Origin of the sequence: Jannaschia marina (assembly GCF_013404595.1) — a bacterium.
Lineage (GTDB): Bacteria > Pseudomonadota > Alphaproteobacteria > Rhodobacterales > Rhodobacteraceae > Jannaschia > Jannaschia marina.
On sequence record NZ_JABVAX010000003.1, the window covers coordinates 245,290 to 270,110 of the forward strand.

The window sequence follows — 24,821 nt, forward strand, 5'->3', positions numbered from 1 at the left end:
GCGATCAACCGTAGGCCGCCAGTATCTCCAGGAGGTCGTCGTGGGTGTTCGCCTCGGTCACCGGCTTGTCGTGGCGCCAGCGCAGCATCCGGGGGAAGCGCAGTGCCACGCCCGACTTGTGCCGCGTCGACTTCTGGATGCCCTCGAAGCCGATCTCGAAGACATGCACCGGCGGCACCCGGCGCACGGGCCCGAAGCGTTCGAGCGTGTTGCGGCGCACCCAATGGGTGATCTTGCGGAACTCGGCGTCCGTCAGACCGGAGTAGGCCTTGGTGAAGGGAACAAGCTCCTGTCCCTTCCAGACGGCGAAGGTGAAGTCGGTGTAGAGGTTCGCACGCCGCCCGTGGCCGGCCTGTGCATAGATCATGACCGCGTCGATCGTGAGCGGATCGAGCTTCCACTTCCACCAGTCGCCCCGCTTGCGGCCGACGTGATAGGGGCTGTCGCGCCGTTTCAGCATCAAGCCCTCCGCCGCATGGTCGCGGGCCGTCGCGCGCGTCTCGGCCAACGCATCCCAGTTTTCGAACGGTACGAGCGGTGAGAGGGCGACGGGGGCTTCGGGCGCGATGCCGTCCAGCATCGCTTCGAGCCGGGCGCGCCGCTCGGCGAAGGCGCGCGCGCGCAAGTCGTCGCCGCTTTCTTCGAGCAGATCGTAGGCGCGCAGGATCACCGGAGCCTCGGCCAGCAGCTTCTTCGGCACCGTTTTGCGCCCGATCCGGGGCTGGAGCGCGTTGAAGTTGCGCGGGGTCTGCGCCTCGGCGTCCCAGACGAGCACCTCCCCGTCGAGCACCGTGCCGTCTGGCAGGAAGTCGCGCGCGCGGGCGAACTCGGGGAAGCGGTCTGTCATCAGTTCCTCACCCCGGCTCCAGAGGTGGTGTTGTCCGCCGCGCAGGATGAGCTGCCCGCGGATGCCGTCCCATTTCCATTCCGCCAGCCAGTCCTCCGCCGGCCCGAGGTCGCCGATCTCGTCCACGCCATGCGCCAGGCAGAAGGGGTAGGGCCGGCTCAGCTTCGCCTCGGGGTCGGGCGCTGTAATGAGGCCGTCGTAGCTCACGGTACCGGGCGTCCAGTCACCCATCAGCCGGTGGGCGAGCTCGGTCTCGGGAATGTCGGTCGCCTTCGCGAGCGCCCGCGTCATCAGCTTCTGGCTGACGCCCACGCGAAAGCCTCCGGTGATAAGCTTGTTGAAGACGAAGCGTTCGGTGCCCGCGACCTCATCCCAGGCGTCGAAGATCGCGGCCTGCCGTTCCGGCTCTTCCAAGCTGGCAAGCCCGCGGATGCGTTCGATCCAGGCGGTCAGGCTGCGGTCGGCGGTGCCCCGAGGCTCGGGCAGGACGAGGTGGATCGTCTCGGCCAGATCGCCCACTACGTCGTAGCTCGCCTTGAAGAGCCACATCGGCAGCCCCGCGCGCTCTGCCGCCCATTCCGACAGCCGGCTCGCGTTGACCGTCCGCTTGGGCCGCCGCCCGGAAAGGAGCGCGATCGTCCACAGCCGGTCCTCCTTGGCCGCCGTGCCGAAGTATTCGGCCAGCGCAGCCGTCTTCACGGAGGTCTTCGTCGTCTGGTCCAGCGCGGTGAAGAGGCGGGCGAAATCCTTCATGGCGCGGCCCGGAGGAATGCCCCGATCCGTGCGACGGCTGCATCGGCCTTGGGCGTGCGCCCGACGCAGAGGTGCCAGACATGGGGGACGCCGGCCGTCTTCTCGACCGTCACCTTGGCCCTGCCGGTCCGCAGCCGCTCCTCCAGCGCATCCGTGTCCTCCTCCAGAAGCTCACCCTTCGCGCAGTGGATCAGCGTGGGCGGCGCGCCGTCGAGGTCGGCGTGGACCGGCGAGACGCGCGGGTCCGTCGGGTCGGCCCCGGCGGCATAGTCGCGCCCGACCCGGCGCAAGAGGCTCACCGGAAAGAGCAGTTCGTCCCGCGTGTCCGGCACCGGGCGATCCGGGTCGAGGTCGGCGGCGGGCGAAACGAGGACGAGATGGGTCGGGGTCATCCCTTCGGCCAGAAGCTCGGCCAGCGTCACCACCGCCAGGCAGCCGCCGGCGCTGTCGCCACCGAGCGCGAACGGACCCTGTGCGGCCAGCGCATGGGCCACGTCGCGGCAGTCGTCCGGCGCGGCGGGGAAGGGGTGTTCCGGGGCGAGGCGATAGTCGGGGACGACGACGCGCCGCCCGCTCTGCAGCGCGAGGGCCGAGGCGAGCGTCGCGTAGCTGCGGGCCGAGCCGAGGACGAAGCCGCCGCCGTGCAGCCAGAGCAGCGTCCCGCTGGATCCGGGCGGCGTGAAGATGCCGCAGCTGATGCCGCCCACCATCTTCTGAGCCACCTCGACCTCCGAGGGGAGCGCGCGCAGCCCCATCAATCGAAACGCCTGCCGATGCACGGCCCAGGGCAGGGGCAGGCTCAGAATCGGCTTCACGCCGAACCGCGCGCCGAGGGCGAGGGCCCTGTCGCGCCAGCTCATGCGGCGTCCTCCGTGTCGGCCTCGTCGACCAGCTCGTCACCGTAAGCCGTCTCGACGATGCGGGCGTCGTAGCCCTGGCTCTCCAGCCATTGCCGGAACGTCGCGGTGTAGCCATGGGTCGCGAAGATGCGCTCGGCCCCCGTTTCTCGGATCGCGGCGTTCAAGCCTGCCCAGTCGGCGTGGTCGCTGACGACGAAGCCGCGGTCCACCGCGCGCCGCCGGCGCACCCCGCGCAGCGCCATCCAGCCCGAGGCGAAGGCCGTGGCGGCCGGGCCGAACCGGCGCAGCCATCGTCCTTCGAGCGCGGAGGGTGGAGCGATCAGGAGCGCGCCCGGGTGCGCCTTGGGATCGGTCTCGGGCGTGACGCGGGTGGTCTCCGGAAGGGCATAGCCCTGGCCGCGCAGGATCTCGTCCACCGCCTCGACCGCGCCATGGGTCAGGATCGGGCCGATCGACGGGTCGACGAGCGTCAGGAGCCGCTGCGCCTTGCCGAGGCTGTAGGCTCCGATGGCGCTTGGTCGCCCCTCGGCCGCGTTCGCCTGCCACCAAGCATTGATCTCGGTGGCGAGCGTGGCCTCGTCGCGCCAGTCGAAGACCGGCAGGCCGAAGGTGCATTCGGTGATGAAGGCGTGGCAGCTGACGGGCGCGAAAGGCTCCGAGAGGCCGTCGGGCGTGGTCTTGTAGTCGCCGGAGACGACCCAGATCTCGCCACGGTGCTCGATGCGGATCTGGGCGCTTCCGGGGACGTGGCCAGCGGGGTGAAAGCTGACGGTGACGCCGTTGATGTCGCGCCTCTCGCCGTAGCGCATCGTCTCGAGCGTGATCTCGCCCAGCCGGTGGCGCAGCACGGGGGCGGCGGCTTCGGTGGCGAGATAGCGGCGGTGGCCGGCGTAGGCGTGGTCGGCGTGGCCGTGGGTGATGAGCGCGCGTTCGACGGGCTGCCACGGATCGACGTGGAAATCGCCGGCGGGGCAGTAGATGCCTTCTTCGCGGAACTCGAGGACCATGGGGGGCAACCTAGCCGGGCCGCCCATCCTGTCACCCCCTGCAGGTGCGATCCGGGCCGGCGCGTTGCCGATCGGGCGTCCGGGCGATGCGGCGCCGCGGTTTCTCTACTGTGGTGAAACCCGCCCGAATTGGGGCGAATCATCGGTCGAAGGGACCGAAGGGCTGGCTGGCGCGAGGCCGATTGTGCCCCGGAGCCGCCACAATCGCGTCCGAGAGCCGCCACCGTTCCGCCTAGGTCGACGGTCCTGCCCAGATCCGGTCCCATTTCGATGCCATAACGGCCTCAATTCGAACTTCGAGGATTTGACATGAATTTCTGCTTCAATGGACTGAAGACCGGCTCGATCTGCCTCGGTGACACGATGGCGCAGCTCCACGGCGAGGAGTTCACGAGCGGGCATCTCGGCCTCGGCATCCTTGGCCTTCTGGCCCTCGCGGTGTTCGTCTTCATCATTCGCAAGCCCGCCTGAGCCGGCCAGGCCTCGCCCAAGCGCTCAGACGTCGTCGTCCGGCGAGACGAGGATCAGGTCGCCGGTCTCCTCGAGCGCACGGATGACGGCGACGATCCGGCCCATCGCCGCCTCGGCCTCCTCCGTCGTCGGCGAATCCCTTTCCGCGATCTCGTCCTCGATCTGCTCGGCCATTCGTTTGGAGATCGAGCCGAGGATGAACTCCTTCACCGCGGTCTCGTCCGGGGGCTGACCGGCAAGGGCGATCACGAGATCGTCCTGTTCCACCGCCTTCATCACCTTCGGCAGGTCGCGCGGCGCGATCCGGTCGGGGATGTTCTCGAAGCTGAAGACGGCCTGTCGGACGCGGGCGGCAAAGTCCGGATCCGTTCCGTCGAGCTTCTCGAGGATCGTGTTGCGCACCGTCGAGGTCGCCACGTTCAGGATGCCCGCGACGCGTGCGACGCCATCCGTCTCGAAACCCGGCGTGGGGATCTTCGCCGTCTCGCGTCCAAGCGCGAGGCCGATCTGCGCGATGGTGACAGGTGCCACCGTCTCCGTGCGTGCGAAGGCGGCTGCGATCTGTTCTGCGCGGTCGGGGGGGAGGGCCTGCATCAGTTCGGCGGCCCGCGACGGCGGCAGCTTCGACATCAGGATCGCGGCGACCTCGTCGGTTTCGTCCCGCAGAAGCGCCAGCAGAGCCTCCGCGTCGAGACCGGCCACCTGCGCCCAGGGCCCGTCTCCCGGAAGGCGACTGTCGCCGAGGTCGGCGGCCAGACCGTCGACCACCTCAAGCGAGAGCTGCGGCTCCAAGAGCGCGAGGATGCGGGCCGGGTCGCGGGGGACATGGAGACCGATGCTGTCGAGTTCCTCGGCGAACTCGGCGACGACCCCGGCGAGCGTCGCACGGTCGACGAAGCGCAGCCCGGCCATGTCGTGGGCGAGTTGCCGCTGCTGCTCCGCCGGCAGGTCGCGCAGGCCCGGATCGGCCCCGCCCGAGACGAGCAGATGCACGATGACGGCCGCCTTCTGCCGGGAGGTCAGCTGCCGGGCAGGCGGGCCTGCGGCCGGAAGGTCGGGCTGAAACGACAAGGCGGCACCTCGGGATACGTGTCGACCGTCTTTCTGCCCGCCAAACGTTAAGAAGCCGTTGCGGCATGTCCCGCAACGGCGTCGATCTGTCTGCCGGATGGGCCGGGCGGGCGGGGCCGCTCAGTCGGCCTCGACCGGATAGGCGTTGTAGCAGTTGATATCGTTGGTGATCCAGTTCGTGCCCTCGTTGCACTCGCCGATCTCGAGGTTTGCGACTTCCTCCGGCGTGGGCGCGTTGATGCCGTCGTTACCGGCGACATCCAGCGTCAGGATCTCGGTGCCGTCCTCGTCCTGCGTGACGCGGGCGACGAGCGCATTGGCTTCGTCGGCCACGGCCGCGTTGTGGCCCGCATTGGTGAGAAGCGTCTCGATCTCCTCCACCGAGGCCCCGTCGTAGACGAGACTGTCGCCATGGGTGCCTGCATCGACGGTGATGACCTGCGACTCCGCGCTGCCGTCACCGGCCGATTGCGCGGCGGGCGCGGCATTATTCGCCGGGTCGACGAGGGGAATGTTGTCGATGTCGGCGACACTCACGGTCTTCTGGGCGTGGGCGGCACCGGGGAGGAGCAACAGGGCAATGGCAGCGTAACGGAACATCGTTGGAACCTCGGGTTAAAGCAGACCCGAGGCTTGTCGCCCAGATTTGCGGCGCAATTTGGATGGCTTTATGTCAGCCCCGCGGTTTCTTTGGCACCGATCATCAGGTTGAGGTTCTGCACCGCCGTCCCCGAAGCCCCCTTGCCGAGGTTGTCGAGGAGCGCCGCCACCGTCACCCGGCCCGCGCCGTCGCCGTTCACCGATATCTCCATGCGGTTCGTGTCGCGCAGCGCCGTCGGGTCGAGTCGCTCGGGCGGCTGCACCACGCTCACAAAGGGGTCACCGGCATAGAAGTCGCGCAGTGCGGCCTCGATCCGCTCGTGGCCGGCCACTTCGCCGGGCAGCAGGTCCGCGTGCAGGTGGAGCTGCACGATCATGCCCTGCGGGAAGCGACCCACCGCGGGCTGGAAGAGCGGCTTCCGCTCCAGGCAGCCGTATTTCATGATTTCTGGGACGTGCTTGTGGCTCTGCCCCATGGCGTAGAGGAAGAGATCGGGCCCCGTGCCGCCGTCGTAGTCCGCGATCAGGCTCTTGCCACCGCCGGTATAGCCCGACGTCCCGGTCAGGACGACGCCGTGGTCCGCAGGCAGCAGCCCCGCGTCGGTCAGCGGCCGCAGCATGGCGATGGAGCCGGTCGCGTAGCAGCCGACGTTCGCCACCCGGGCGGCCGCCGCGATGCGGTCCCGCTGGCCGGGCAGTTCGGGCATTCCGTAGGTCCAGTCGTCGGCGACCCGATGCGCGGTCGAGGCATCGATGAGCTTCGTGTCCCCGGCCAGCGTCACCGCCTGCCGCGCGGCGTCGTCCGGCAGGCAGAGGATCGCCACGTCGGCGGCCGCGAAGGCCGCGCGACGGGCGCTTTCGTCCTTGCGCCGCTCCGGGTCGACCGAGACAAGTCGGATATCCTCGCGCCCCGTCAGCCGCTCGCGGATCTGCAGGCCCGTCGTGCCGGCTTCGCCATCGATGAAAACTGCGGTCGTCATGGGATATCCTTCCGTTGCGTCCGGCCCGGATACGGCGTCGCGTCGCGGGGCGCAACGGGCAAGGTCTCAGTGCAGGATGTCGTGTCCCATCTGCCGGGCGAGATCGACATAGTCGAGCAGCACCCAGTTCTCGGCGATGCGGCCATCGGCGCAGCGGTAGAAGTCCATCACCCGGAGCGTCAGCGCCTTGCCGGTCACGGGCAGGCCCAGATAGTCGGCGGCGTGGGTCATCGTCATCGACGGCCAGCCGGAGACGGCGGCATAGTTTCCGTCGCCGATGCGACAGTAGTGGTTGCCGCCCTTCCGGTCGGGGAAGGCGCGCAGGAAGGGGCCGCGGTGGTCGCGGACGAAGCCCGCCCAGCGGTAGTTCGACCCGATGCCCGAGGGTCCGTACCAGAGCATGTCGTCCGACCATGTGCCGTCCGCGCCGATCTGTCCCTTCGAGGCACCGGTCTCGGGATCGTAGAGGTGCAGATCGCCCAGCATCCGCTCCACGAGGTCGAGGCTCGCGGCACCGTCGCCCGCCATCGGGCAGACGCCGTCGTGGGTGGCGGGGCCGGGGAAGAGCATCTCGGTGCCGAGGTGTTCGGGGAAGGGCTGTCGCCCGGCCTGGCGTATCAGGTCCGGCAGGTCGAGGATGATCTTCGAGGCCACGATCCGCTCGCCCGCCGGGTCGAGGCGGTGGAATTCGCCGTAGCGCAGGAAGGCGAGCCGTCCCGAGGGCGCCACGCCCCAGAGCGGGGCCACGTGGGTGCCGACGATATGGCCGAAGCCCGCGACCCAGATACCGCCCGCGTCGCGCCGGTTCGCGCCGCCGATGACCATCTCGGGGCGGCGGCGGGGTTCGATGAAGGCCGCGCGCAGGGGGGCGAGCACCCGTGTCTCGATACCCGCGCGTCCGCTGACGGTGTCGACCGGGGCCATCATGTCCCAGACGGCGTCTTCGGCAAGGAGTTCGGCGGCAGCGGCGTCGGAGGCGTCGGTGAGGAGGGCGGCCAGCCCCCCGTCGATGCGGGTGCGGAAGTCAGTCATGGTCGTTCAACAAGATTCACCTTGCGTGTGCCGCGACGGCGCGGCTAGCCTGCCTTGCAAGCGTATGCATGGACCGATCCTAGCCGGTTGGCGCGGAATGGAAAGTGCATTCGCAAGGTCTAATTCCACCCGTGCCGGGATTGCTCCGGTCCGGGGGGACGCGACGGGAAGACCCGCGCGGACGAACGAAACAGCGATCGACAGGGAGAAAACGATGCTGATCCGAAAACTTGCCCTCGCCGGGGTCTTCGCGCTGAGTGCGACGACCGCCATGGCGGCCTGTTCCTTCGAGAACGAGGTCGAGGTGAAATCGCTCACCGCGGGGTTCGAGGCCTGGAAGGCCATGACCGACGCGATGGCCGAATGCGGCAACGTCTCGGCCGAACTCGACCAGGAATTCCGCACCAAGCAGCCGGCGGCCTTCGCGGCCGACCCGTCGCTCTATGCCATCGGCGGCGTGTCGAACGGTACGGTCACGCCGCTCCTGAACGAAGGCACGATCCGTCCGCTCGACGATCTGGTCGAGAAATACGGCGAGAACCTTAGCCCGAACCAACTCATCCGCGTGGACGGCAACATCATGGCCGTCGCCATGATGGTGAACACGCAGCACATGATGTACCGCTCCGACATCTTCGAGGAACTGGGCCTCGAGGTGCCGACCACCTGGGACGAGGTGCTGACGGCCGCGGCGGCCATCCAGGAGGCGGGCGTCGTCGAGTATCCGCTCGGAGCGACGATGAAGTCGGGCTGGAACCTCGCGCAGGACTTCAACAATATGTTCCTCGGCTACGGCGGCACGTTCTACAACGACGACAGCACGCCGGCGGTGAACTCCGAGGCCGGGGTCAAGGCGCTCGAGATGATGAAGGCGCTGACCGAATACATGGACCCGGAGTATCTCGTCTCCGACAGCACCTACGTCCAGCAGCAGTTCCAGCAGGGCAAGATCGCCATGGCGAACCTCTGGGGCTCCCGCGGCGGCGCGATGGAGGATCCGGCCGAGAGCCAGGTCGTCGGCAAGGTCGGCTCCGCCGCGGCGCCCCTCGCCATGGAGGGCGGGCCGCCCGCCACGACCCTCTGGTGGGACGGCATCGTGATCGCCAGGAACATCACCGACGAGGAGGCCGACGCCGCCTTCCGCGTGGCGATGGAGGGCATGGACGAGGAAATGGTGAAGGCTAACAACGAGGCCGCGATCTGGCTCGTCGCGGGCTACGAGCCCAACGACATGGCCGCCGGCGCGATCGCAACCGCGACGGCCGACCCGGCCCCGGTCAGCTACCCCTCCACCAGCCAGATGGGCCTGATGCACACCGCCATCGGCAACGAGCTCGACGCCTATTTCACCGGCGACCGCTCGGCCGAGGACACGCTCGCCGCGATCGAGGAGGCCTATACCTCCGCCGCGCGCGAGGCGGGCCTGCTGCAGTAAGCACGACACTCACAGACAGCGGGACGGGCGGCCTTCGGGTCGCCCGTTCCTTTTCGAGCGTCCGTCACGGTCGGCCGGTCGTCTTTAGGGTCTTTGGGCACCGGGGGCAGCCGCAAGCCGCCGGACTTATCACTTGCAGCGCTCCCAAAGGCGGCTGCGCGGGCCAAGCGATGGGCATTCCACCGATTCCGGAACCGCTCTCGCACCGGTGTTGGCGGGGGAGAGCCACGCCATTTCGCGCTCTGCCCGCATTTTGGGCCAGCGGCGGCAAAGCGGCGGCACCTGCCTCGGCGCGTCCCGAAAAGCCGTGACAGCGGCTGACTACGTATGCAAAGCTGATCGGACAGTGTGAGCGAGGGCCCGGATGAAATTCAAGACATTCGCGATGTTCGTGGGCCCCTCGGTCTTCCTCATGCTGCTCTTCATCGCCTTCCCGCTCGTCGCCGTGCTCGTCAACTCCTTCCAGGTGACCCAGCCGGTCTTCACCACGCAGGAGGTGGAGACCTGTTCCGCGGGTTTCCTGCAGCAGACGTGCACCACCGAGGTGAAGACGATCCCGGTGCTCGACGAGAACGGGGAGATCATCACGACGACGAAATGGGTCGGCTTCAGCTCCTATGCGAACGTGCTCGGCGGGGAGCGGTTCACGCGGGCGCTGTCGAACTTCGATTTCGGCGCGATCCTCGCCATCGACTTCTGGAAGGCGCTGCGCTTCACGCTCACTTTCACGCTCATCACGCTGCCCTGCGTCCTCGGCCTCGGCCTTGCCATCGCGATCGTCGTCAACAACGCGACGCGGGCCATCAAGGGGCCAGTGATCTTCCTGTCGCTCCTGCCGTTCATCATCACGCCCGTCATCGGCGCGCTCTCGATCCGCTGGCTCTTCTACGGCGACGGCATCGTGACCGTCTGGCTCGAGGCATGGTTCAACACCGACCTCAGCATCGCGGCAAACGGCTGGGCGGTGGAGTTCCTGATGATGTTCTACCGCGTCTGGCACGTGGCACCCTTCGCCTTCGTCATCTTTTACGCCGGGCTCCAGACGGTGAACCAGGATACGCTGGAATCGGCGATCATCGACGGGGCCTCGCGGTGGGAGCGGCTGCGCTATGTCGTCATCCCGCATTTGATGCCGCTCATCGTCTTCATCACGCTCATCCACCTGATGGACGCCTATCGCGCCTTCGAGGAGGTGATCGGCTTCTCGTCCGAGAGCCTGCGCATCACGCTCCAGTATCTCACCTACGATTACCTGCAGCCCGACGACGCGGGGAACCGGCAGATCTCCTCGGCCTCGGCTTCCGCGATGTTGACGATGGTCGGCGTGATCGTCCTCCTGGCCGCGCCCCTGCGGCGCACCTGGCGCGATCACCGCGGCTGAACCGAAAGAAGGGTCCGAGACATGTCCGACGCCTCCCTCCCGCGCGCCATGCGGCAGCCGTTCTCGCTCAAGTTCGCGTCGAACGCCTTCCTGCTCTTCTGGCTCCTGCTGGCAGCCTTCCCGCTCGTCTGGGTTCTGGTGATGTCGTTCAAGTCACCGGTCGACGCGTTCTCCTCCTCGGCGGCGGACGTGCTGATCGGTCCGCGCACCGTGGCCGACGGCAACGGCTACTCGGTCATCGACATCGCGCTCGGCATCCTCGTCTTCTGGCTCTCGATCAAGGCGGCGACCAAGTGGCTCAGCCCCATGGCCGCGGGTGACGGCTTCCTGCAGAAGGTCTTCAGCTGGGCGATCATCTCGGTTGGTTTCGCGGCGCTCTTCATCCTGGGGTTCTTCGTCGTCGCCCCTTGGGTCGCGGCGCCGCTCAATGCCCTGCTCGGCCCGCTCGGGACGCCGGTCATCGGTCTGACGGCACAGCATTACGAAGCCGTCTGGGTCGAGAACGCCTTCTACGAGAATTTCCGCAACTCGATGATCGTGACGTTCGGCGTCGTCACCGTCTCGCTCACCGTGGGCACGCTCGCGGGCTACGGCCTCGCGCGGTCGGGCTCCACCTTCGCCTTCTGGATCCTGATCATCGCGCTGATCTTCCGGGCGCTGCCGCCCTCGGTTCTGGTCGCGGGCTACCTGCCGGTCTTCATCAACTCCGCCGAGATCCTGCGCCCCTTCCTCGGCGAGAACGCCCCCACGCTCTACGGCCAACCGCTCGCCGTGATCGCGGTGCTCGTCTCGATCAACCAGCCGTTCACGATCTGGATGCTGCGCAGCTTCTTCCAGAACATCCCCGTCGACCTCGACGAGAGCGCGCGCGTCGACGGCTGCACCCACTTTCAGGCATTCCGCTGGGTCATCATGCCGGTCATGTGGCCGGGCGTCATCACGACCGGTCTCTTCAGCTTCCTCCTAGCCTACAACGACTTCCTTGTGACGTCCCTCCTGCTCGATGCGTCGAACCAGACGATGGTCCCGGCGATCGCGGGCTACTTCAACCGCGAGACGACGACGACCGACCAGGTCGAGGCGATCGCCGCGGCGGTCAGCATCACGGCCCCGCTGTTCCTCCTGGTAATGATCTTCCAGCGCCAGATCGTCTCGGGCCTGACCGCGGGCGCGGTGAAGGGCTAGGGGCGGCGCAAGGCTTTTCGGGGAAAAGCCTTCCCGACGTCTTCGTTGAAGACGTCCCCGCCGTGGCGATCCTTCACCGAAGGATCGCGGACGGGCTTTTCACAAAAGCCCTTCCAACCCGTCGGGCAGGGGCGTAACTGCGAAGGATGCGGATCCTCTTTCTCGGCGACGTTATGGGACGGGCGGGGCGGACGGCGGTGGCCGACCGGCTTCCGTCGCTGCGCGCCGACTGGAAACTCGACGCCGTCGTCGTGAACGGCGAGAACGCCTCGTCGGGCCGTGGTCTCAACGGCAATCAGGCGCGCGCGCTCCTGGAAGCGGGGGCCGACGTCGTCACGCTCGGCGACCACGCCTTCGACCAGCGCGACATGATGCAGGTGATCGAGCAGGAACCGCGCATCCTGCGCCCGATCAACTATGCGAAGTCCGCGCCGGGCCGCGGCTGGCGCATCTACGAGATCGCGGGCCGCCGGCTCCTCGTGGCGCAGGTGCTGGGTCAGGTCTTCATGTCGCGCACCTACGACGACCCGTTCTCCGCCATCGACCAGGTGCTCGCCGCGCATCCGCTCGGGCGGGCGGTCGATGCCTGTCTGATCGACATCCACTGCGAGGCCACGTCGGAGAAGATGGCGATGGGCCACTTCTGCGATGGACGGGCGAGCGTCGTCGTGGGCACGCATACCCATGTGCCGACGGCCGATGCATGCCTGCTTCCGAAGGGCACGGCGTTCCAGTCGGATGCCGGCATGTGCGGCGACTACGACAGTGTCATCGGCATGGAGAAGACCGAGCCGATGCGCCGCTTCATCACCGGCATGACCCGGGACCGCTTCGAGCCGGCGGGCGGCGAGGCGACGCTCTGCGGCCTCTTCGTCGAGACCGACGACACGACGGGCCGCGCCATCCGCGTGGCGCAGGTTCGCCAGGGCGGGCGGCTCGCGCAGGCCGGTCCCGAAGCGTGAGCGACGGATGAGCTGGCTCGACCTGCCGGACGGGAGCGAGGCCTGGGTGACGCTCGGCGTGCTCGCCGTCATGCTCCTCCTCTTCATCCGCGAAACCTATCCCACCGAGGTCGTCGCCATGGCCGGCGCGGCCTTTCTGCTGGCCGTCGGCATCCTGCCCTATGACGCGGCGGTCGATGTGCTCTCGAACCCGGCTCCCTGGACGATCGCGGCGATGTTCCTCCTGATGGGGGCCCTCGTGCGCACGGGCGCGCTCGACTGGTTCACGCGCTTCGCCGAGGGACAGGTGGGCACGCGCCCGCGCCTTGCCATCGCCACGCTGCTGCTCTTCGTCCTCGTCGCCTCGGCTTTCGTGGCCAATACGCCGGTCGTTGTGGTGATGATCCCGGTCTTCGTGCAGCTTGCCGGTGCCATGGGCCTCGCGCCGTCGAAGCTCCTGATCCCGCTCAGCTACGCCTCGATCCTCGGCGGGACGATCACGCTCATCGGGACCTCGACAAACCTCCTCGTCGACGGGGTCGCGCGGGCGCAGGGGCTCGACCCGTTCTCGATCTTCGAGGTCTCGCCGCTGGCGATCCCGGTGGCCGTGGCGGGCATGGCCTATCTCTACTTCGTCGGGCGCCATCTCCTGCCCGAGCGCACCTCGATGGCCGCGATGCTGGGCGGGTCGCGCAAGGCGGCCAAGTTCTTCGCCGAGGCCGTGATTCCGCCCGAGTCGAACCTCATCGGGCGCGAGGCGCTGGACGTGCAGCTCTTCAAGCGCGACGGCGTGCGGCTGATCGACGTGGTGCGCGGCGACGCCTCGCTGCGGCGTGACCTCAAGAGCGTCGTGCTGGCGGTGGGCGACCGCGTCATCCTGCGCACGGAGATCGCGGAACTTCTGACCCTGCAGCGCAATCCCGACCTGAAGCGCCTCGACCAGGTCGGCGCCGTCGAGTCCACCACGGTCGAGGTGCTCATCACGCCCGATGCGAAGATGGTCGGCCGCCGTCTCGGCAACCTGCGCCTGCGCCGTCGCTACGGCGTCTATGCGCTGGCGCTGCACCGGCGGGACCGCAACATGTCGGGTCAGCTCGACGACGTGGTCGTGCGCGTCGGCGACACGCTTCTGCTCGAGGGGGCGGCCGAGGACATCACCCGCCTCTCGCAGGATCTGAACCTCGTCGAGGTCAACCAGCCGCGGGAGCAGGCCTATCGGCGCGAACGCAGCTGGATCCCGATCCTGGCCGTGGCGGGCATCGTCGCGCTCTCGGCGCTCGACCTCGCGCCGATCTTCGCGCTTGCCGTGATGGGGGCCGTGATCGTGCTGCTGACCCGGAGCGTCGACGCCGACGAGGCGTTCGGCTTCGTCGACGGGCGGCTGCTGGCGATGATCTTCGCGATGCTGGCCGTCGGTGCGGCGCTTCAGGCCTCGGGCGCGGTCGAGCTCATCGTCGGCGCGGCGGCCCCCTGGCTCTCGGGTCTGTCGCCCTTCGCCCTCATCCTCTCGATTATGGTCCTGACCATGGTGCTGACCGAAACCGTCAGCAACAACGCCGTCGCCGTGGTCATCACCCCGGTCGCGATCGCGCTGGCGGTGTCGCTCGGGCACGATCCGCGGCCCTTTGTGGTGGCGGTCATGGTGGCGGCAAGCTGTGCTTTTTCGACACCCATCGGCTATCAGACGAACATGCTGGTCTATGGTCCGGGCGGATATCGGTTTACCGACTTCGCACGGGTGGGAATCGGGCTCAACGTTCTGGTTGCCATTCTGTCCTCGGCGCTGATCCCGGTGATCTGGCCGTTGTGAACCCCGGATCGGACGTCAAACAGGAGGGTCCCATGCGCGCCGTCTTTCTTCTTCTGCCCCTCGCTATCGCCGCGTGCCAGCCGATCGTGCCCGGAGCGGGCGGAAGCGGGCAGGGCGCGCCGGTGCCCGCCGGAGAGGTTCGCGTGGCGGCCGTGTCGGCGAGCCCGAGCCGCGTGACGATCCGTATGTCGGACGGCGCGCGCTGTGTCGTGGAGCGGCCCGAAGGGACGCCGGGCAACTGGTCGGGCGTAACCTCGGGCGAGGACTGCGGCTACCAGCTGCCCTTCACCGTCGCTTTCAAACAGGGTGCGGTGCCGCAGCGCTTCACGATCGAGGCCGCGCCGGCCGGCGTCGGGCCGCGGGCCGAGGTCTTCGTGACGGACGTGGACGGCGTCCGCCGCCTCTTCGCCGCGCCGCTCGGGCCGAACGTGCGCTTCGAGCAGCAGCAGAGCTGATCGCTACTCCCCGGCGAGCAGCTGCCGGTCGGGGGCTTTCACGGGGGCCGGCTCCAGATCGCCCGGAGCCTCGCGTCCCGCGCTCGCCAGCCGCGACAGCGCGTCGTTGAGCCGCCGCCGCGCCGCGGGACCGGCCCCCTTGCGGACCATGTGACCCGCCACCAGCGCCGAGAGCCAGGGCCGGTCGAGCCGGTCGGTCTTGCGCAGAAGTCCCATGAGCCAGCCCGGGTTCTGCCGTCGCGCGCGCCAGAGTTGCGCGAAGCGTTGCGGCGTGAGATTTCCGGTCTGGGCCCCGGCCAGAAGCCGCCTCAGGATGCCGATCTCCTCCAGCCGGGCCTGGATGTCGCTGCCGGCGTGGGGCGCGACGAGTCGGGTGACATGGTCGCCGTCGAAGAGGCTCGCGTGCATCGCGTCGCGGGTCTCGGTCGGGTCGGTCACGAGGTAGACGCGCGCGGCGGCGTCGATCATCCGCGCGGCGTTCCCGTAACGCGGCCCGAAGGGCAGGGCCCAGGCCGCGCGAAAGCGTCGTTCCCAGGGGGCCACGTCCCGGTCGAGCGTGGCATAGGGCTGCATCAGGAAGACCGTGGCCCCCGGCGCCGCGACGCTGTGCGCCGCGGCTCCGTAGGCCCCCATTCCGCCGCCGACGAACAGCACGTCGTCGTAGTCGTCGAAGAAGCCATCGTCCGTCAGCGTGTCGAAGAAGTCGTGCACCGCGTCGTCGCGGAACCAGGTGCGCCCCTCGGCCATGATGTCGAGCGTCGCCCAGCCCCGCTTGCGCGCGATCGCCGTCGAGAGCGGCAGGCCGTCGGCGCGGGCGCGCGTGGTGTCGAGCGCCTCGAAGGAGACCACGAGCGTATCGCCGCCGGGCCGGAACAGCGCGAGGTGATCGTCCCCGAGTTGCCGCAGGTAGCCGACATCGCCCGCCGCCGCCAGAAGGGCATCGCGGTGATCGGCACGGGAGAACGGCGGCGTCTGGGCGGGCATGGGAGTCCTCGACTCTGGTATCGTTTACCAAGATAGCCCGCCGCGCCTCCGGTTTCAGGCCAAAAATGGACGCGATTGCTTGATATTCCCGCCGCATTGTTCCCGTATCGGCGATGATGACGCGCCGGCACGGGATTGGCCGTCGAGGAGAAACATGCCCCCAACGCCCCGCATCACTGTCGTCACCTGCCTGCGCGACGAGGGGCCCTTCATCGTCGAATGGGTGGCGCATCTGCGGGCACTCGGCGTGGGTACGATCCTGGCCTATACCAACGACTGCCGCGACGGGACGGAGGCGCTTCTCAAGGCGCTTGCGCCGGCGGGCGTCGTCCACGTACCCTTGGGCGACATCCGCGCTGCGGGCGGGCGCAGCCCCCAATGGCGCGCGATGCGGGCCGCCTGGGATGCGCCGGCCTGCGCCGGGGCCGAGTGGCTGCTGCATCTCGACACCGACGAGTTCATCGCCCTTGACGGACCCGCCGACCTGCCGGGGCTGATCGCCGCCAACTCCGGTGCCGATGCTATCGTGCTGCCCTGGCGGCTCTTCGGCTGTGCCGGACGTCTGACACCGGGGGAGGGCGCGACGCCCGCGCGCTTCGACCGGGCCGCCCCGCCGGGCCTCGCCTATCCGGCGCTCGGCTCCTTCTTCAAGACGCTCTTCCGCCGCGCCGGGCCCTTCACCGGCTTCGGCATCCACCGTCCCCGCCAATCGGCCCCGCCGGTCCTGCACGACGACTGCGGCCGGCCCGCGCCCGAGCTCGCCGCCGCGGCGCAGCGGATCCTTCTGTGGCGTGGCGGGACGGTGCCGGAGGGACGCATGGTGCAGCTCAATCACTATTCCACGCGCTCGGTGCATGAGTTCCTCGTCAAGACCGGCCGGGGCCTGCCGAACCACGTGGGAAAGCCCGTCGGTCTCGAGTACTGGGTCGAGCGCAACTTCAACGAGACGCGCTGCACCATGATCGCCCCCCAGCTTCCCGCATTCGAGACCGAAGCCACGCGCCTGCGCGGTCTCCCCGGCGTGGCGACGGCCGAGGCCGGCGCGCGGGGCTGGCACGCCGAGGCCCTGCGCGCCATCCTCGCCACGCGCGAGGGTGCGCGCCTCTGCGGGCGGCTCGTGCTGGCCTCCGGCAGTCGCGCGCCCGCCCCCGAGCTTGGGCGCGATCTGCTCACCCTCTACGCCCGTGCCGAGGAGGCCGCGAGATGATCGAAATCAGAGAGCTCGGATCGGAAATCGTGGATGGCGTGACCGTGCTCGATGCGATCGGCGACGCGACCGGATTGCGGCTCTTCCTCGGGCGCGGGGTGGATCCGAAGAACATCGCCGCGCGGGACGGCGTCGTCCCGCGCTCCGTCGTCTCGGTCAATCACTCCCTGATGGTCCGCGCGGTCTGGGCCGGGGGCGCGGACACGCCCCTGCCGCTCGCGGGCACGACGGCGCGCGTCGCGGTGGCGACGCCCGAGCCGGAGCTGCTGGCGGGTCTGAACGTCCTCATGGGCAGCCGCAACGGCGAGACGCCCGAACTCGTCCACGACTGGTTGCAACATCACGTCGAGACCCAGGGCGCGGAGGCCGCGCTCATCCTCGACCGGACCCGACCCGGGGAGGCCCCGCTGGCTCCCGTGCTCGAAGACCTTCTGTCGCGAACGCCCGTGACGGGGCTGAGGCGCGTCATCGTCGTGACCAGCCCCATCCCCCTCGGGGCGGAGGAGGTCAGCGAGCGTCATCCGTTCCAGGCCCCCGACGCGCCCGGCAAGGACCGCATGAAATTGCCCGCGCCGGATCCCTGGACCGCCCCGTTCGCGCAGATGATCCTCTGGGAGGCGCTGCGCTGGCGGTTCCTGACGCAGGCGCGGGCCGTCGCCTTCCTCGAGGTCTCGGACCTGCTCGCCCCGACCCCCGAGGGCCACAGGGCCTTCGATCTCGTCACCTCCGCGGCCTCGGGTGTCGTGCAGCTCGTCGGGCGGCGCATCTACCCGTGGCGCATCCGCAAGGGGCGCGCGCCGGCCTTCGGCGACCATATCTGCGACCAGTTCGACAATCCCGGCGGCAACCGCCGCTGGGTCGCCGCCCCGGCGCGCGTGCCCGAGGACGCGCCCTTCCGCCTGGTCCGCGTCGGCAGCGTGACGCCGGAGCCCGGCGACGTCGCCTTCTTCTACCGCGCCATGGCAGCGCGTTGCTCCGAGGACGAGGGCCTGCCGCTTGCCCCGAAGGCGGGCCTCGTCGTGGACGACGATCTCCTCGCCTTTGCGCGCGACCACTTCGGGGCCGACCCGATCCTGCCGCCGGTCAACGACGTGCCCGCCCCGACGGGCCTCGCCGCCGCCGTGCCGGGGCGGACGGCCATCGTGACCTGCATGAAGAACGAGGGGCCCTTCGTCCTCGAATGGATCGCCTACCACCGCGCGATCGGGGTGGACGATTTCATCGTCTACACGAACGATTGCACCGACGGGACCGACACGCTCCTTGACCTCCTGCAGGCCGAGGGCATCCTCGCCCACCGCGACAACCCCTTCCGCGGGAGCGGGATGAAGCCCCAGCACGCCGCCCTCGCGGCGGCCGAGGCCGAGCCGATCATGGCGCGCGCCGCTTGGGCCGTCTGCATGGACGTGGACGAGTTCATCAACATCCACGCGGGGCAGGGGCATCTGCGCGATCTCTACGCCGCCGTGGGGGATGCCAACATGATCTCGATGACGTGGCGGCTCTTCGGCAATTCGGACCTGCACGACTTCGTCGACATGCCGACGCCCGCGCGCTTCGACCGGTGCGCGCCCGAACTCATCCGCAAGCCGCACCAGGCCTGGGGGTTCAAGACGCTCTTCCGCAACAACGGCATCTACCGCAAGATGGGTGTCCACCGGCCGAAGGGCCTGAAGCCCGATCTCTGGGAGCAGATCTCCTGGGTCAACGGCTCGGGTGCACCAATGCCCAAGGAGATGCTTCGCACCGGCTGGCGGTCCTCGGTCGAGACCTACGGCTACGACCTCGTGACGCTCAACCACTACGCGGTGCGCGACGCCGAGAGCTTTCTCGTCAAGCGCGACCGGGGCCGGGTCAACCACGTCGAGCGCGATCAGGGATTGGGCTACTGGTTCCGGATGAACAACAACGCTGAGCAGGATCGCTCGATCCAGCGGATGCTGCCCGCGCTCGAGGCGGAGCTTGCGGCGCTGAAGGCCCTGCCGGGTGTGGCGGAACAGCACGAGGCCTGCGTCGCCGCCCATCGCCGCCGCATCGACGAGCTGCGGGGCGGTGACGCCTTCGCCGCCTTCTACGCGGAGATCACGGGGCCCCGGATGGAACGGCTCAGCCGGATGCATCGGCACTTCGGCTCGAACGTTTTCCTCGCCGGCCCCGACAGCGTGCCCGATGCGGTCTGGCAGGAGGAGCAGGCCCCGGACTTCTTCTTCACCGTCGGAGACGTGGAGGAGACGACGCACTAGGCTCACTCGGAGAACGCGCGTCTTGGTCGGGCCTGACCCGACCACCTCGGGCGCAAGGCGGGAGATCCTCGGGTCGAGCCCGAGGATGACCGAAGCGATTTATGCCGAACAGATCTCGCGCAGGGCCTGCCAGCGGGTGTCGTCCATCGCCGGGGGCATTTCGGACGGCGTGGCATCGCCCTCCGGCTGTCCGGTCGCGCGGGCATAGGGGGACCAGGCGATCCGCGACGCGTCGAAGAGCGGGCGCAGAACCCCGGGGTCGGGAAGGTCGGGTTCGGACAGCAGGAGCCGCTCGACATGGGCGACGACGGCGCGGTCGGGGGTTTCGCCGGTCGTGAGCATCTGCACGAGGTTCACGAAGGACATCTCGTCGAGGAAGTCGGCCAGCGGCGATGCCGCCCGCGCGGCCGCGACGGCGGCAAGGGCGTGGCCCGCCGCCACATCCGGGTCGTCCTGTACCACCATGACCGAATCCGAGAGCGCAAGGATCCCGCCCGGCAGGGTGAGCGCCGGTTGCGGCAGGTCGCGCAGTACGACGAGCCGGAGCGGCGTCGTCGGGAAGAGCCGATCGCGAAACTGCGCCAGCGCCTCGTTGCCGAGCGGGTTGCCGCAGGGCGGACCGGTGAGGGCGGCCACCTCGTCGAGCATCGCGCGCCCGATCTCGGCCCGCTGCGCCGTCGGCACGACATTCGCCGCATGGGTGCGAAGCGCGCCGGGTAGCCAGAGGATCGCGATGCCGGTCGCGAAGCCAAGAACGAGCCCCAGGGTCAGCCGCCTGAGCGCGCCGGGCCGCCGGCGGCCCATCTCGACGGCGGCGCGCACCCGTTCGAGCGCGGCGATCATCTCGGGCTCGGTGATCTCGAGGTGCTCGTCGGAGCCTTCGGCGGGCGCATAGATTGCCGTGGACTCCCCGGGGTTCACCCGCACGAGCGCCGGCAGCGACCAGTGAGAGAGCGCGGTACCGGTCTTGTCCTCGATCACCAGCTCGGCGTCGCCCACGGTGACGTAGACGTCCCGGCGCTGCTCGTCCTTGCCCGGTCGCCAGAGGCCCGGTGCTTCCAGTCGGTCCAGCCCGTCGAGTGCCGTCATGCGGCCGGGCCGCGCACGCGCTCGCGCAGGACGAATTTCTGGATCTTGCCGGTCGAGGTCTTGGGCAGGGGGCCGAAGGTCACGGCCTTGGGCGTCTTGAAGCCGGCAAGGCGGCCGCGCACGAAGGTGATGATCTCGGAGGCGTCCACGTCGGCCCCCTCGCGCAATTCGACGAAGGCATGGGGCACCTCGCCCCATTTGTCGTCGGGCTGCGCCACCACGGCACAGAGCGAGACCGCATCGTGGTGCATCAGCGCGCTCTCGACCTCCACGCTCGAGACGTTTTCGCCGCCGGAGATGATGATGTCCTTCGCGCGGTCGCGGATCTGGACGTAGCCGTCGGGATGCTTCACCCCGAGGTCGCCGGAGCGGAACCAGCCCGCGCGGAACGCCTCCGCCGTCGCCTCGGGGTTCTTGAGATAGCCCTTCATCACCGCGTTGCCGCGCATGGCGATCTCGCCCTGCGTCTCGCCGTCGGCGGGCACCGGGAGGCCATCCTCGTCGAAGACGTCGACGCCCTCCATCATCGGGTAGGCCACGCCCTGCCGCGCCTTCATCGCCGCCCGGTCGGTCGCGTCGAGCGCGTCCCAGTCGCCGGGCTGCCAGACGTTCTCGACGACGTGGCCGTAGGTCTCGGTCAGGCCGTAGACGTGGGTGATGTTGAAACCGAGTGCCTCCATCCGGGCCAGTGTCGCGGCGGGCGGCGGGGCCCCGGCGGTATAGACCTCGACGGTGTGGTCGAAATCACGCCGGGCGTCCTCGGGCGCATTCACGAGGGTGTTGAGCACGATCGGCGCGCCGCCGAAATGGGTCACGCCCTCGTCGGCGAGCGCGTCGAAGACCGCCGCCGCCGTCACGTCGCGCAGGCAGACGACGGTACCGCCGACGAGCGGCATCATCCAGCTGTGGCACCAGCCGTTGCAGTGAAAGAGCGGCACCACGACCAGCAGCCGCGGATAGAGCACCATGCGCCAGCTGACGACCGTGCCCATCGTCATCAGATAGGCCCCCCGGTGATGATAGACGACGCCCTTCGGCCGCCCGGTCGTTCCGGAGGTATAGTTGAGCGACAGGCTCTCCCATTCGTCGGCCGGATGGATCCAGTCGAAATCGGCGTCCGCCGCGGCCAGCAGATCCTCGTAGAGCGGATGCCGCCCCGAGGCCGGGTGGCCCGTGTCGGGCACTTCCACGATCCGCGGTGGCGCGTCGAGCGCAGCGCAGGCGCTTTCGGCAAGGTCGAGAAACTGGCTGTCGACCAGAAGCACCTTTGCGCCGCCGTGACCCAGAATGTAGCCCACCGTGTCTACGTCGAGCCGCGTGTTGATCGTGTTGAGCACGCCGCCACAAGCCGGCACCCCGAAGGAGGCCTCCACCTGCGCCGGCACGTTGGGCAGGAGCGTCGCCACCACGTCGCCGAGTCCGACGCCCAGATCGGCGAGCATCGCGGCCTGCCGGGTCACCCGGTCACGGTATTCGGCATAGGTCCAGCGCCGGTCGCCGTAGACCAGCGCCTCGCGCGCGGGCCAGACGCGGGCGGCACGCTCCAGATGCGAAAGCGGCGTCAGCGGCACATGGTTCGCAGCGCAGCGGTCCAGCCCGGTCTCGTCCTGCATCCAACCCATGGGATGCCTCCCTTTCGCACGCGTTACCTTGATGCCATTACTGCGCGCAGGTCCGAGCGAGAACAAGGGGAAGGGTGCCGGTGCAACAGAACAGACCCCTGGCCGCGGGCGGCGCGATCCTCGCGGCGATGGCCATCATCGGCTTCATCGACCAGTACATCACCCTCCTCGCCGAAAGCTCCAGTCTCTGGACGTTCCAGTTCCTGCGCGCGCTGATGATGTTCGCGCTGGCGGGTGCGTTCCTCCTGGTCACGCGACAGGGCCTGCGCGTCCGCAACTGGCGCGGCGTGATCGCACGATCGGCCTTCAACGCGACGGCTCTGATGATCTACTTCGGCGCGATCGGCTTCATGCCCGTCGCGCAGGCGGCGGCCGGCCTCTTCACCGCGCCGATCTGGATCCTTATCTTCTCGGTTGCTCTCTTCGGACTGCGCGTCGGGCCGGTGCGGGTGGCGGCCGCCCTCATCGGGTTCCTCGGCGTCGTCCTCGTGCTCTCGCCCGACCCGACGCAGATCACCATCCTCACCTTCGTGCCCGCCGCGGCAGGGGCCTTCTACGCGGTCTCGGCCATCGCGACGCGCGAGTGGTGCGGACAGGAAGGCACGATGGAGCTGACCCTCGGCATCTTCGCCTTCCAGGCCCTCTGGGGCCTCGGCGGCATCCTCCTGACGGGGGACGGCGACACCTATCTCACCCGCGGCTTCGTCGTCCCCACGGCAGAGGTCTGGGGCATCCTCCTCCTCCAGTCGGTCGGCAGCCTGATCGGCGTCTTCCTCCTGGTGCGCGGCTACCAGCTGGCGGAGGCCTCGCACGCGAGTGTCTTCGAGTTCTCCGTCCTCGGCTTCTCGGCACTCTTCGGCTGGCTCCTGTTGGGGCAGGGGACCGGACCGCTCGGGCTTCTGGGCCTGGCCCTCATTTCCTTCGCCGGCAGCCTGATCGCGCTCCGGGGGCGCGACGATGCGGCGGAGGCCACGGCGCGATGATCCTGAGCCCCGGGCGCGGCTATGTCTTCGTGCATGCACCCAAGACCGGGGGCACCGCCATGGCGCTTGCGCTGGAGGCGCGGGCGCGGGCCGACGACATCCTGATCGGCGACACGCCCAAGGCCCTCCGGCGCCGGGGGCGTCTGAAGGGCGCGCGCACGGCGGGACGGCTCTGGAAACATTCGACCCTGCGGGATGTGCGTGGCCTCGTCCCCGACGACGTTCTGGCTGCGCTGCGCCCGGTCATGCTGGTGCGCAACCCCTGGGACAGGATGGTCAGTTACTACCACTGGCTCCGGGTACAGACCTTCGACCATCCCGCCGTCGAGACCGCCCGCGCCCTCGACTTCTCTGCTTTCGTGCGGGATCCGCAGATCTCGGAGAGCTTCCGCCGCGCGCCCTATGCGAGCTACGTCGCGGGCGGGCGCGACCCGATATTCATCCGGCTCGAACGTCTCGATACCGATCTCGCGCCGTTCACCGCGCTGCTCGGCTTCGACCTGACGCTGCCGGTCGTCAACACCTCCGCGCGGGCACGCGACTGGCGGGGCTACTACGACGCTGAGACGCGAGACCATCTGGCGGAAATCTGCGCAGACGACATCTCGGCGTTTTCCTACCGGTTCGACGGCGATCTTTGAGCGTTTTCCCGCCGTCCGTGTCCGGCGTGGCGTATTTTCCCGCATCCGCCAGCCCGAAGCCGGCAGTCTCGCGCCGGTGTCTGCCGCAACACCCAAGGGACGAAAGAAACCCGATGTCGGAACAACGCCTCTTCACCCATGACGCCTTTCCCGTGATCGCTCCCGTCGCGACCCGTTTCACCCCCGGCACCCGCCTCGCCACACCCGAGGGCGAGCGGCCGGTGGAGGGACTCGCCGTCGGCGATGCCGTGCTGACCCGCAGTGGCCCGCGCCGGATCGCCCGCGTCGACACGCGCCGTCAGGCCCGGTCGGAATGGACCTACGACCGGCCCGCCTGGCCGATCCGCGTGCCCGTCGGCAGCCTCGGCAACCCGCGGCCCCTGCGGCTCGCACCCGATCTTCGGGTGCTGCTCTCCGGGCCGACGGTCCACCGGATCTGCGAGGTCGAGGAGATCTCGGTGATGCTGCGTGACCTCGTGGGCCTGCGCGGCCTCATCGTCGAGCGTCCGCTGGCCGATCTCTGTTACCACGGTCTGTCCTTCGGCATCCCGGCCGTGGTCGAGGCCGAGGGGGCCGCCTGCGAAGTCGAGGGCAGCGAGGGCGCGGTGGTCGCCGTCGACCTGGCCCGCGAGGCTTATCACGCGATGCACGCCGCCGGAGAGCCGCCGCTCAGGGGCTGATCAGTTCAGCGTCCAGCTTTCCTCGGAGGAGCGGCCGCGCTTCTGCTGCATGACGATCAGGTTGCCGCGGATGTAGAGATGCTTGCAGTCCGTCTCGACCTCCAGTCCGTCGAGCCGCGTGCGGTGACAGAGCGCCTCGTTGTTCCAGACCCAGCCGCCCGAGACGGTCGAGCGGTCCTTGCGTCCGCCGATCCCGCCGTTGCCGGCGAAGACCATCGTGCCGCCGAACTCGTCCGAGAGGGTGCGGTCGACGACGAAGGTCCGGAAGGCGTGCTCCGACCTGATGCGTGTGAAGTCGAGCGCCTGCGCCGTGGTCGCGCTGCCGGCAAGAAGCGCGACCACGATGAGATATGCTTTGGGTTTCATGTCCCGTCTCCCGTTCGTGGGGTTACGGGAAGACCGTGCCGCCGGATTCGGGCGGGAAGGTGAAACGCTGCGGGCACGGAGACGAAACAATCGGGGCGCGGGCGGTCTGCAGGCGGATCTCCGCCACCCCGTCGGGTTTCTTCCTGCCGAAAATACTCATTCGCCACGGCACCGGCAG

The 24,821-nt window shown here is 69.0% G+C and carries 23 protein-coding genes; 12 read left to right on the forward strand and 11 right to left on the reverse strand.

Translation table 11 applies throughout. From position 1 onward, the window contains the following. Positions 1–4: 4 nt before the first annotated feature. Genes HSX43_RS07620 through HSX43_RS07630 form a run of 3 tightly spaced genes read right to left on the reverse strand, consistent with a single transcriptional unit; the run spans position 5 to position 3,467 of the window. Positions 5–1,600, reverse strand: a complete 1,596-nt coding sequence (locus HSX43_RS07620) for an ATP-dependent DNA ligase (protein WP_179379507.1) — start codon at positions 1,598–1,600, stop codon at positions 5–7. Beyond that, positions 1,597–2,460, reverse strand: a complete 864-nt coding sequence (locus tag HSX43_RS07625) for an alpha/beta hydrolase (RefSeq protein ID WP_179379508.1) — start codon at positions 2,458–2,460, stop codon at positions 1,597–1,599. The genes HSX43_RS07620 and HSX43_RS07625 overlap by 4 nt, the downstream gene beginning before the upstream one ends. Continuing rightward, positions 2,457–3,467, reverse strand: a complete 1,011-nt coding sequence (locus tag HSX43_RS07630; RefSeq protein ID WP_179379509.1) for a ligase-associated DNA damage response exonuclease — start codon at positions 3,465–3,467, stop codon at positions 2,457–2,459. Before HSX43_RS07630 ends, HSX43_RS07625 begins: the two co-directional genes overlap by 4 nt. Positions 3,468–3,776: 309 nt before the next feature. Between HSX43_RS07630 and HSX43_RS07635 the strand changes: the two genes are divergently transcribed. Continuing rightward, positions 3,777–3,938, forward strand: coding sequence for a hypothetical protein (locus tag HSX43_RS07635; protein WP_179379510.1), 162 nt, complete (start codon positions 3,777–3,779; stop codon positions 3,936–3,938). 24 nt (positions 3,939–3,962) lie between these two features. Here the strand turns inward: HSX43_RS07635 and HSX43_RS07640 are convergent, their stop codons facing one another. The 4 genes from HSX43_RS07640 to HSX43_RS07655 all read right to left on the reverse strand — a co-directional run bounded on the left by HSX43_RS07640 (position 3,963) and on the right by HSX43_RS07655 (position 7,621). Next, positions 3,963–5,009: a FliG C-terminal domain-containing protein gene (locus HSX43_RS07640; RefSeq protein WP_179379511.1), complete on the reverse strand. Its 1,047-nt coding sequence runs from the start codon at positions 5,007–5,009 to the stop codon at positions 3,963–3,965. A gap of 120 nt (positions 5,010–5,129) precedes the next feature. After that, positions 5,130–5,609 carry a hypothetical protein gene (locus HSX43_RS07645; RefSeq protein ID WP_179379512.1) on the reverse strand — a complete coding sequence of 160 codons (480 nt, stop codon included), beginning with the start codon at positions 5,607–5,609 and terminating at the stop codon, positions 5,130–5,132. 68 nt (positions 5,610–5,677) lie between these two features. After that, a complete protein-coding gene (argC, locus tag HSX43_RS07650; RefSeq protein WP_179379513.1) occupies positions 5,678–6,589 on the reverse strand; it encodes an N-acetyl-gamma-glutamyl-phosphate reductase in 912 nt (303 codons plus the stop codon). A 66-nt stretch (positions 6,590–6,655) separates the two neighbouring features. Continuing rightward, on the reverse strand, positions 6,656–7,621 hold the full coding sequence (locus HSX43_RS07655; protein WP_179379514.1) for a nuclear transport factor 2 family protein: 966 nt from the start codon (positions 7,619–7,621) through the stop codon (positions 6,656–6,658). Positions 7,622–7,835: 214 nt separating this feature from the next. On the opposite strand from HSX43_RS07655, the gene HSX43_RS07660 reads away from it, so the two are divergent. The 6 genes from HSX43_RS07660 to HSX43_RS07685 all read left to right on the forward strand — a co-directional run bounded on the left by HSX43_RS07660 (position 7,836) and on the right by HSX43_RS07685 (position 14,828). After that, a complete protein-coding gene (locus tag HSX43_RS07660; protein WP_179379515.1) occupies positions 7,836–9,056 on the forward strand; it encodes an ABC transporter substrate-binding protein in 1,221 nt (406 codons plus the stop codon). A 364-nt stretch (positions 9,057–9,420) separates the two neighbouring features. Then, positions 9,421–10,437, forward strand: a complete 1,017-nt coding sequence (locus HSX43_RS07665) for a carbohydrate ABC transporter permease (protein ID WP_179379516.1) — start codon at positions 9,421–9,423, stop codon at positions 10,435–10,437. Positions 10,438–10,458: 21 nt separating this feature from the next. After that, positions 10,459–11,622: a carbohydrate ABC transporter permease gene (locus HSX43_RS07670; protein ID WP_179379517.1), complete on the forward strand. Its 1,164-nt coding sequence runs from the start codon at positions 10,459–10,461 to the stop codon at positions 11,620–11,622. 146 nt (positions 11,623–11,768) lie between these two features. Then, the gene (locus tag HSX43_RS07675; protein WP_179379518.1) at positions 11,769–12,584 is read left to right on the forward strand and encodes a TIGR00282 family metallophosphoesterase; all 816 of its coding nucleotides are present in this window, start codon (positions 11,769–11,771) and stop codon (positions 12,582–12,584) included. 7 nt (positions 12,585–12,591) lie between these two features. Further along, complete coding sequence (locus HSX43_RS07680) at positions 12,592–14,373, forward strand: SLC13 family permease (protein ID WP_179379519.1); 1,782 nt, start codon at positions 12,592–12,594, stop codon at positions 14,371–14,373. Between the two features lie 32 nt (positions 14,374–14,405). Further along, positions 14,406–14,828, forward strand: a complete 423-nt coding sequence (locus tag HSX43_RS07685) for a hypothetical protein (protein WP_179379520.1) — start codon at positions 14,406–14,408, stop codon at positions 14,826–14,828. 3 nt (positions 14,829–14,831) lie between these two features. Here HSX43_RS07685 and HSX43_RS07690 read toward each other — a convergent pair whose 3' ends face one another. Further along, positions 14,832–15,812, reverse strand: coding sequence for a phosphoadenosine phosphosulfate reductase (locus tag HSX43_RS07690; protein ID WP_179379521.1), 981 nt, complete (start codon positions 15,810–15,812; stop codon positions 14,832–14,834). A 154-nt stretch (positions 15,813–15,966) separates the two neighbouring features. On the opposite strand from HSX43_RS07690, the gene HSX43_RS07695 reads away from it, so the two are divergent. Together HSX43_RS07695 and HSX43_RS07700 are read left to right on the forward strand one after the other, a co-directional pair. Further along, positions 15,967–17,019 (forward strand): glycosyltransferase family 2 protein, encoded by a 1,053-nt coding sequence (locus HSX43_RS07695; RefSeq protein ID WP_179379522.1) that lies wholly within the window; start codon positions 15,967–15,969, stop codon positions 17,017–17,019. After that, positions 17,016–19,262, forward strand: a complete 2,247-nt coding sequence (locus HSX43_RS07700) for a glycosyltransferase family 2 protein (RefSeq protein ID WP_179379523.1) — start codon at positions 17,016–17,018, stop codon at positions 19,260–19,262. Before HSX43_RS07695 ends, HSX43_RS07700 begins: the two co-directional genes overlap by 4 nt. Before the next feature lie 99 nt (positions 19,263–19,361). Here the strand turns inward: HSX43_RS07700 and HSX43_RS07705 are convergent, their stop codons facing one another. Then, a complete protein-coding gene (locus HSX43_RS07705; protein ID WP_179379524.1) occupies positions 19,362–20,351 on the reverse strand; it encodes a hypothetical protein in 990 nt (329 codons plus the stop codon). Further along, positions 20,348–21,973 carry an AMP-binding protein gene (locus HSX43_RS07710; RefSeq protein ID WP_179379525.1) on the reverse strand — a complete coding sequence of 542 codons (1,626 nt, stop codon included), beginning with the start codon at positions 21,971–21,973 and terminating at the stop codon, positions 20,348–20,350. Before HSX43_RS07710 ends, HSX43_RS07705 begins: the two co-directional genes overlap by 4 nt. Before the next feature lie 80 nt (positions 21,974–22,053). On the opposite strand from HSX43_RS07710, the gene HSX43_RS07715 reads away from it, so the two are divergent. From HSX43_RS07715 to HSX43_RS07725, 3 genes are all read left to right on the forward strand, one after another. Continuing rightward, positions 22,054–22,956, forward strand: a complete 903-nt coding sequence (locus HSX43_RS07715; protein ID WP_179379526.1) for a DMT family transporter — start codon at positions 22,054–22,056, stop codon at positions 22,954–22,956. Continuing rightward, positions 22,953–23,597, forward strand: a complete 645-nt coding sequence (locus HSX43_RS07720; RefSeq protein WP_179379527.1) for a sulfotransferase family 2 domain-containing protein — start codon at positions 22,953–22,955, stop codon at positions 23,595–23,597. The genes HSX43_RS07715 and HSX43_RS07720 overlap by 4 nt, the downstream gene beginning before the upstream one ends. 113 nt (positions 23,598–23,710) lie before the next feature. Then, positions 23,711–24,277 carry a Hint domain-containing protein gene (locus HSX43_RS07725; RefSeq protein WP_179379528.1) on the forward strand — a complete coding sequence of 189 codons (567 nt, stop codon included), beginning with the start codon at positions 23,711–23,713 and terminating at the stop codon, positions 24,275–24,277. Here HSX43_RS07725 and HSX43_RS07730 read toward each other — a convergent pair whose 3' ends face one another. Then, complete coding sequence (locus HSX43_RS07730; protein ID WP_179379529.1) at positions 24,278–24,643, reverse strand: hypothetical protein; 366 nt, start codon at positions 24,641–24,643, stop codon at positions 24,278–24,280. It lies immediately after the preceding gene. Positions 24,644–24,821: the final 178 nt, after the last annotated feature.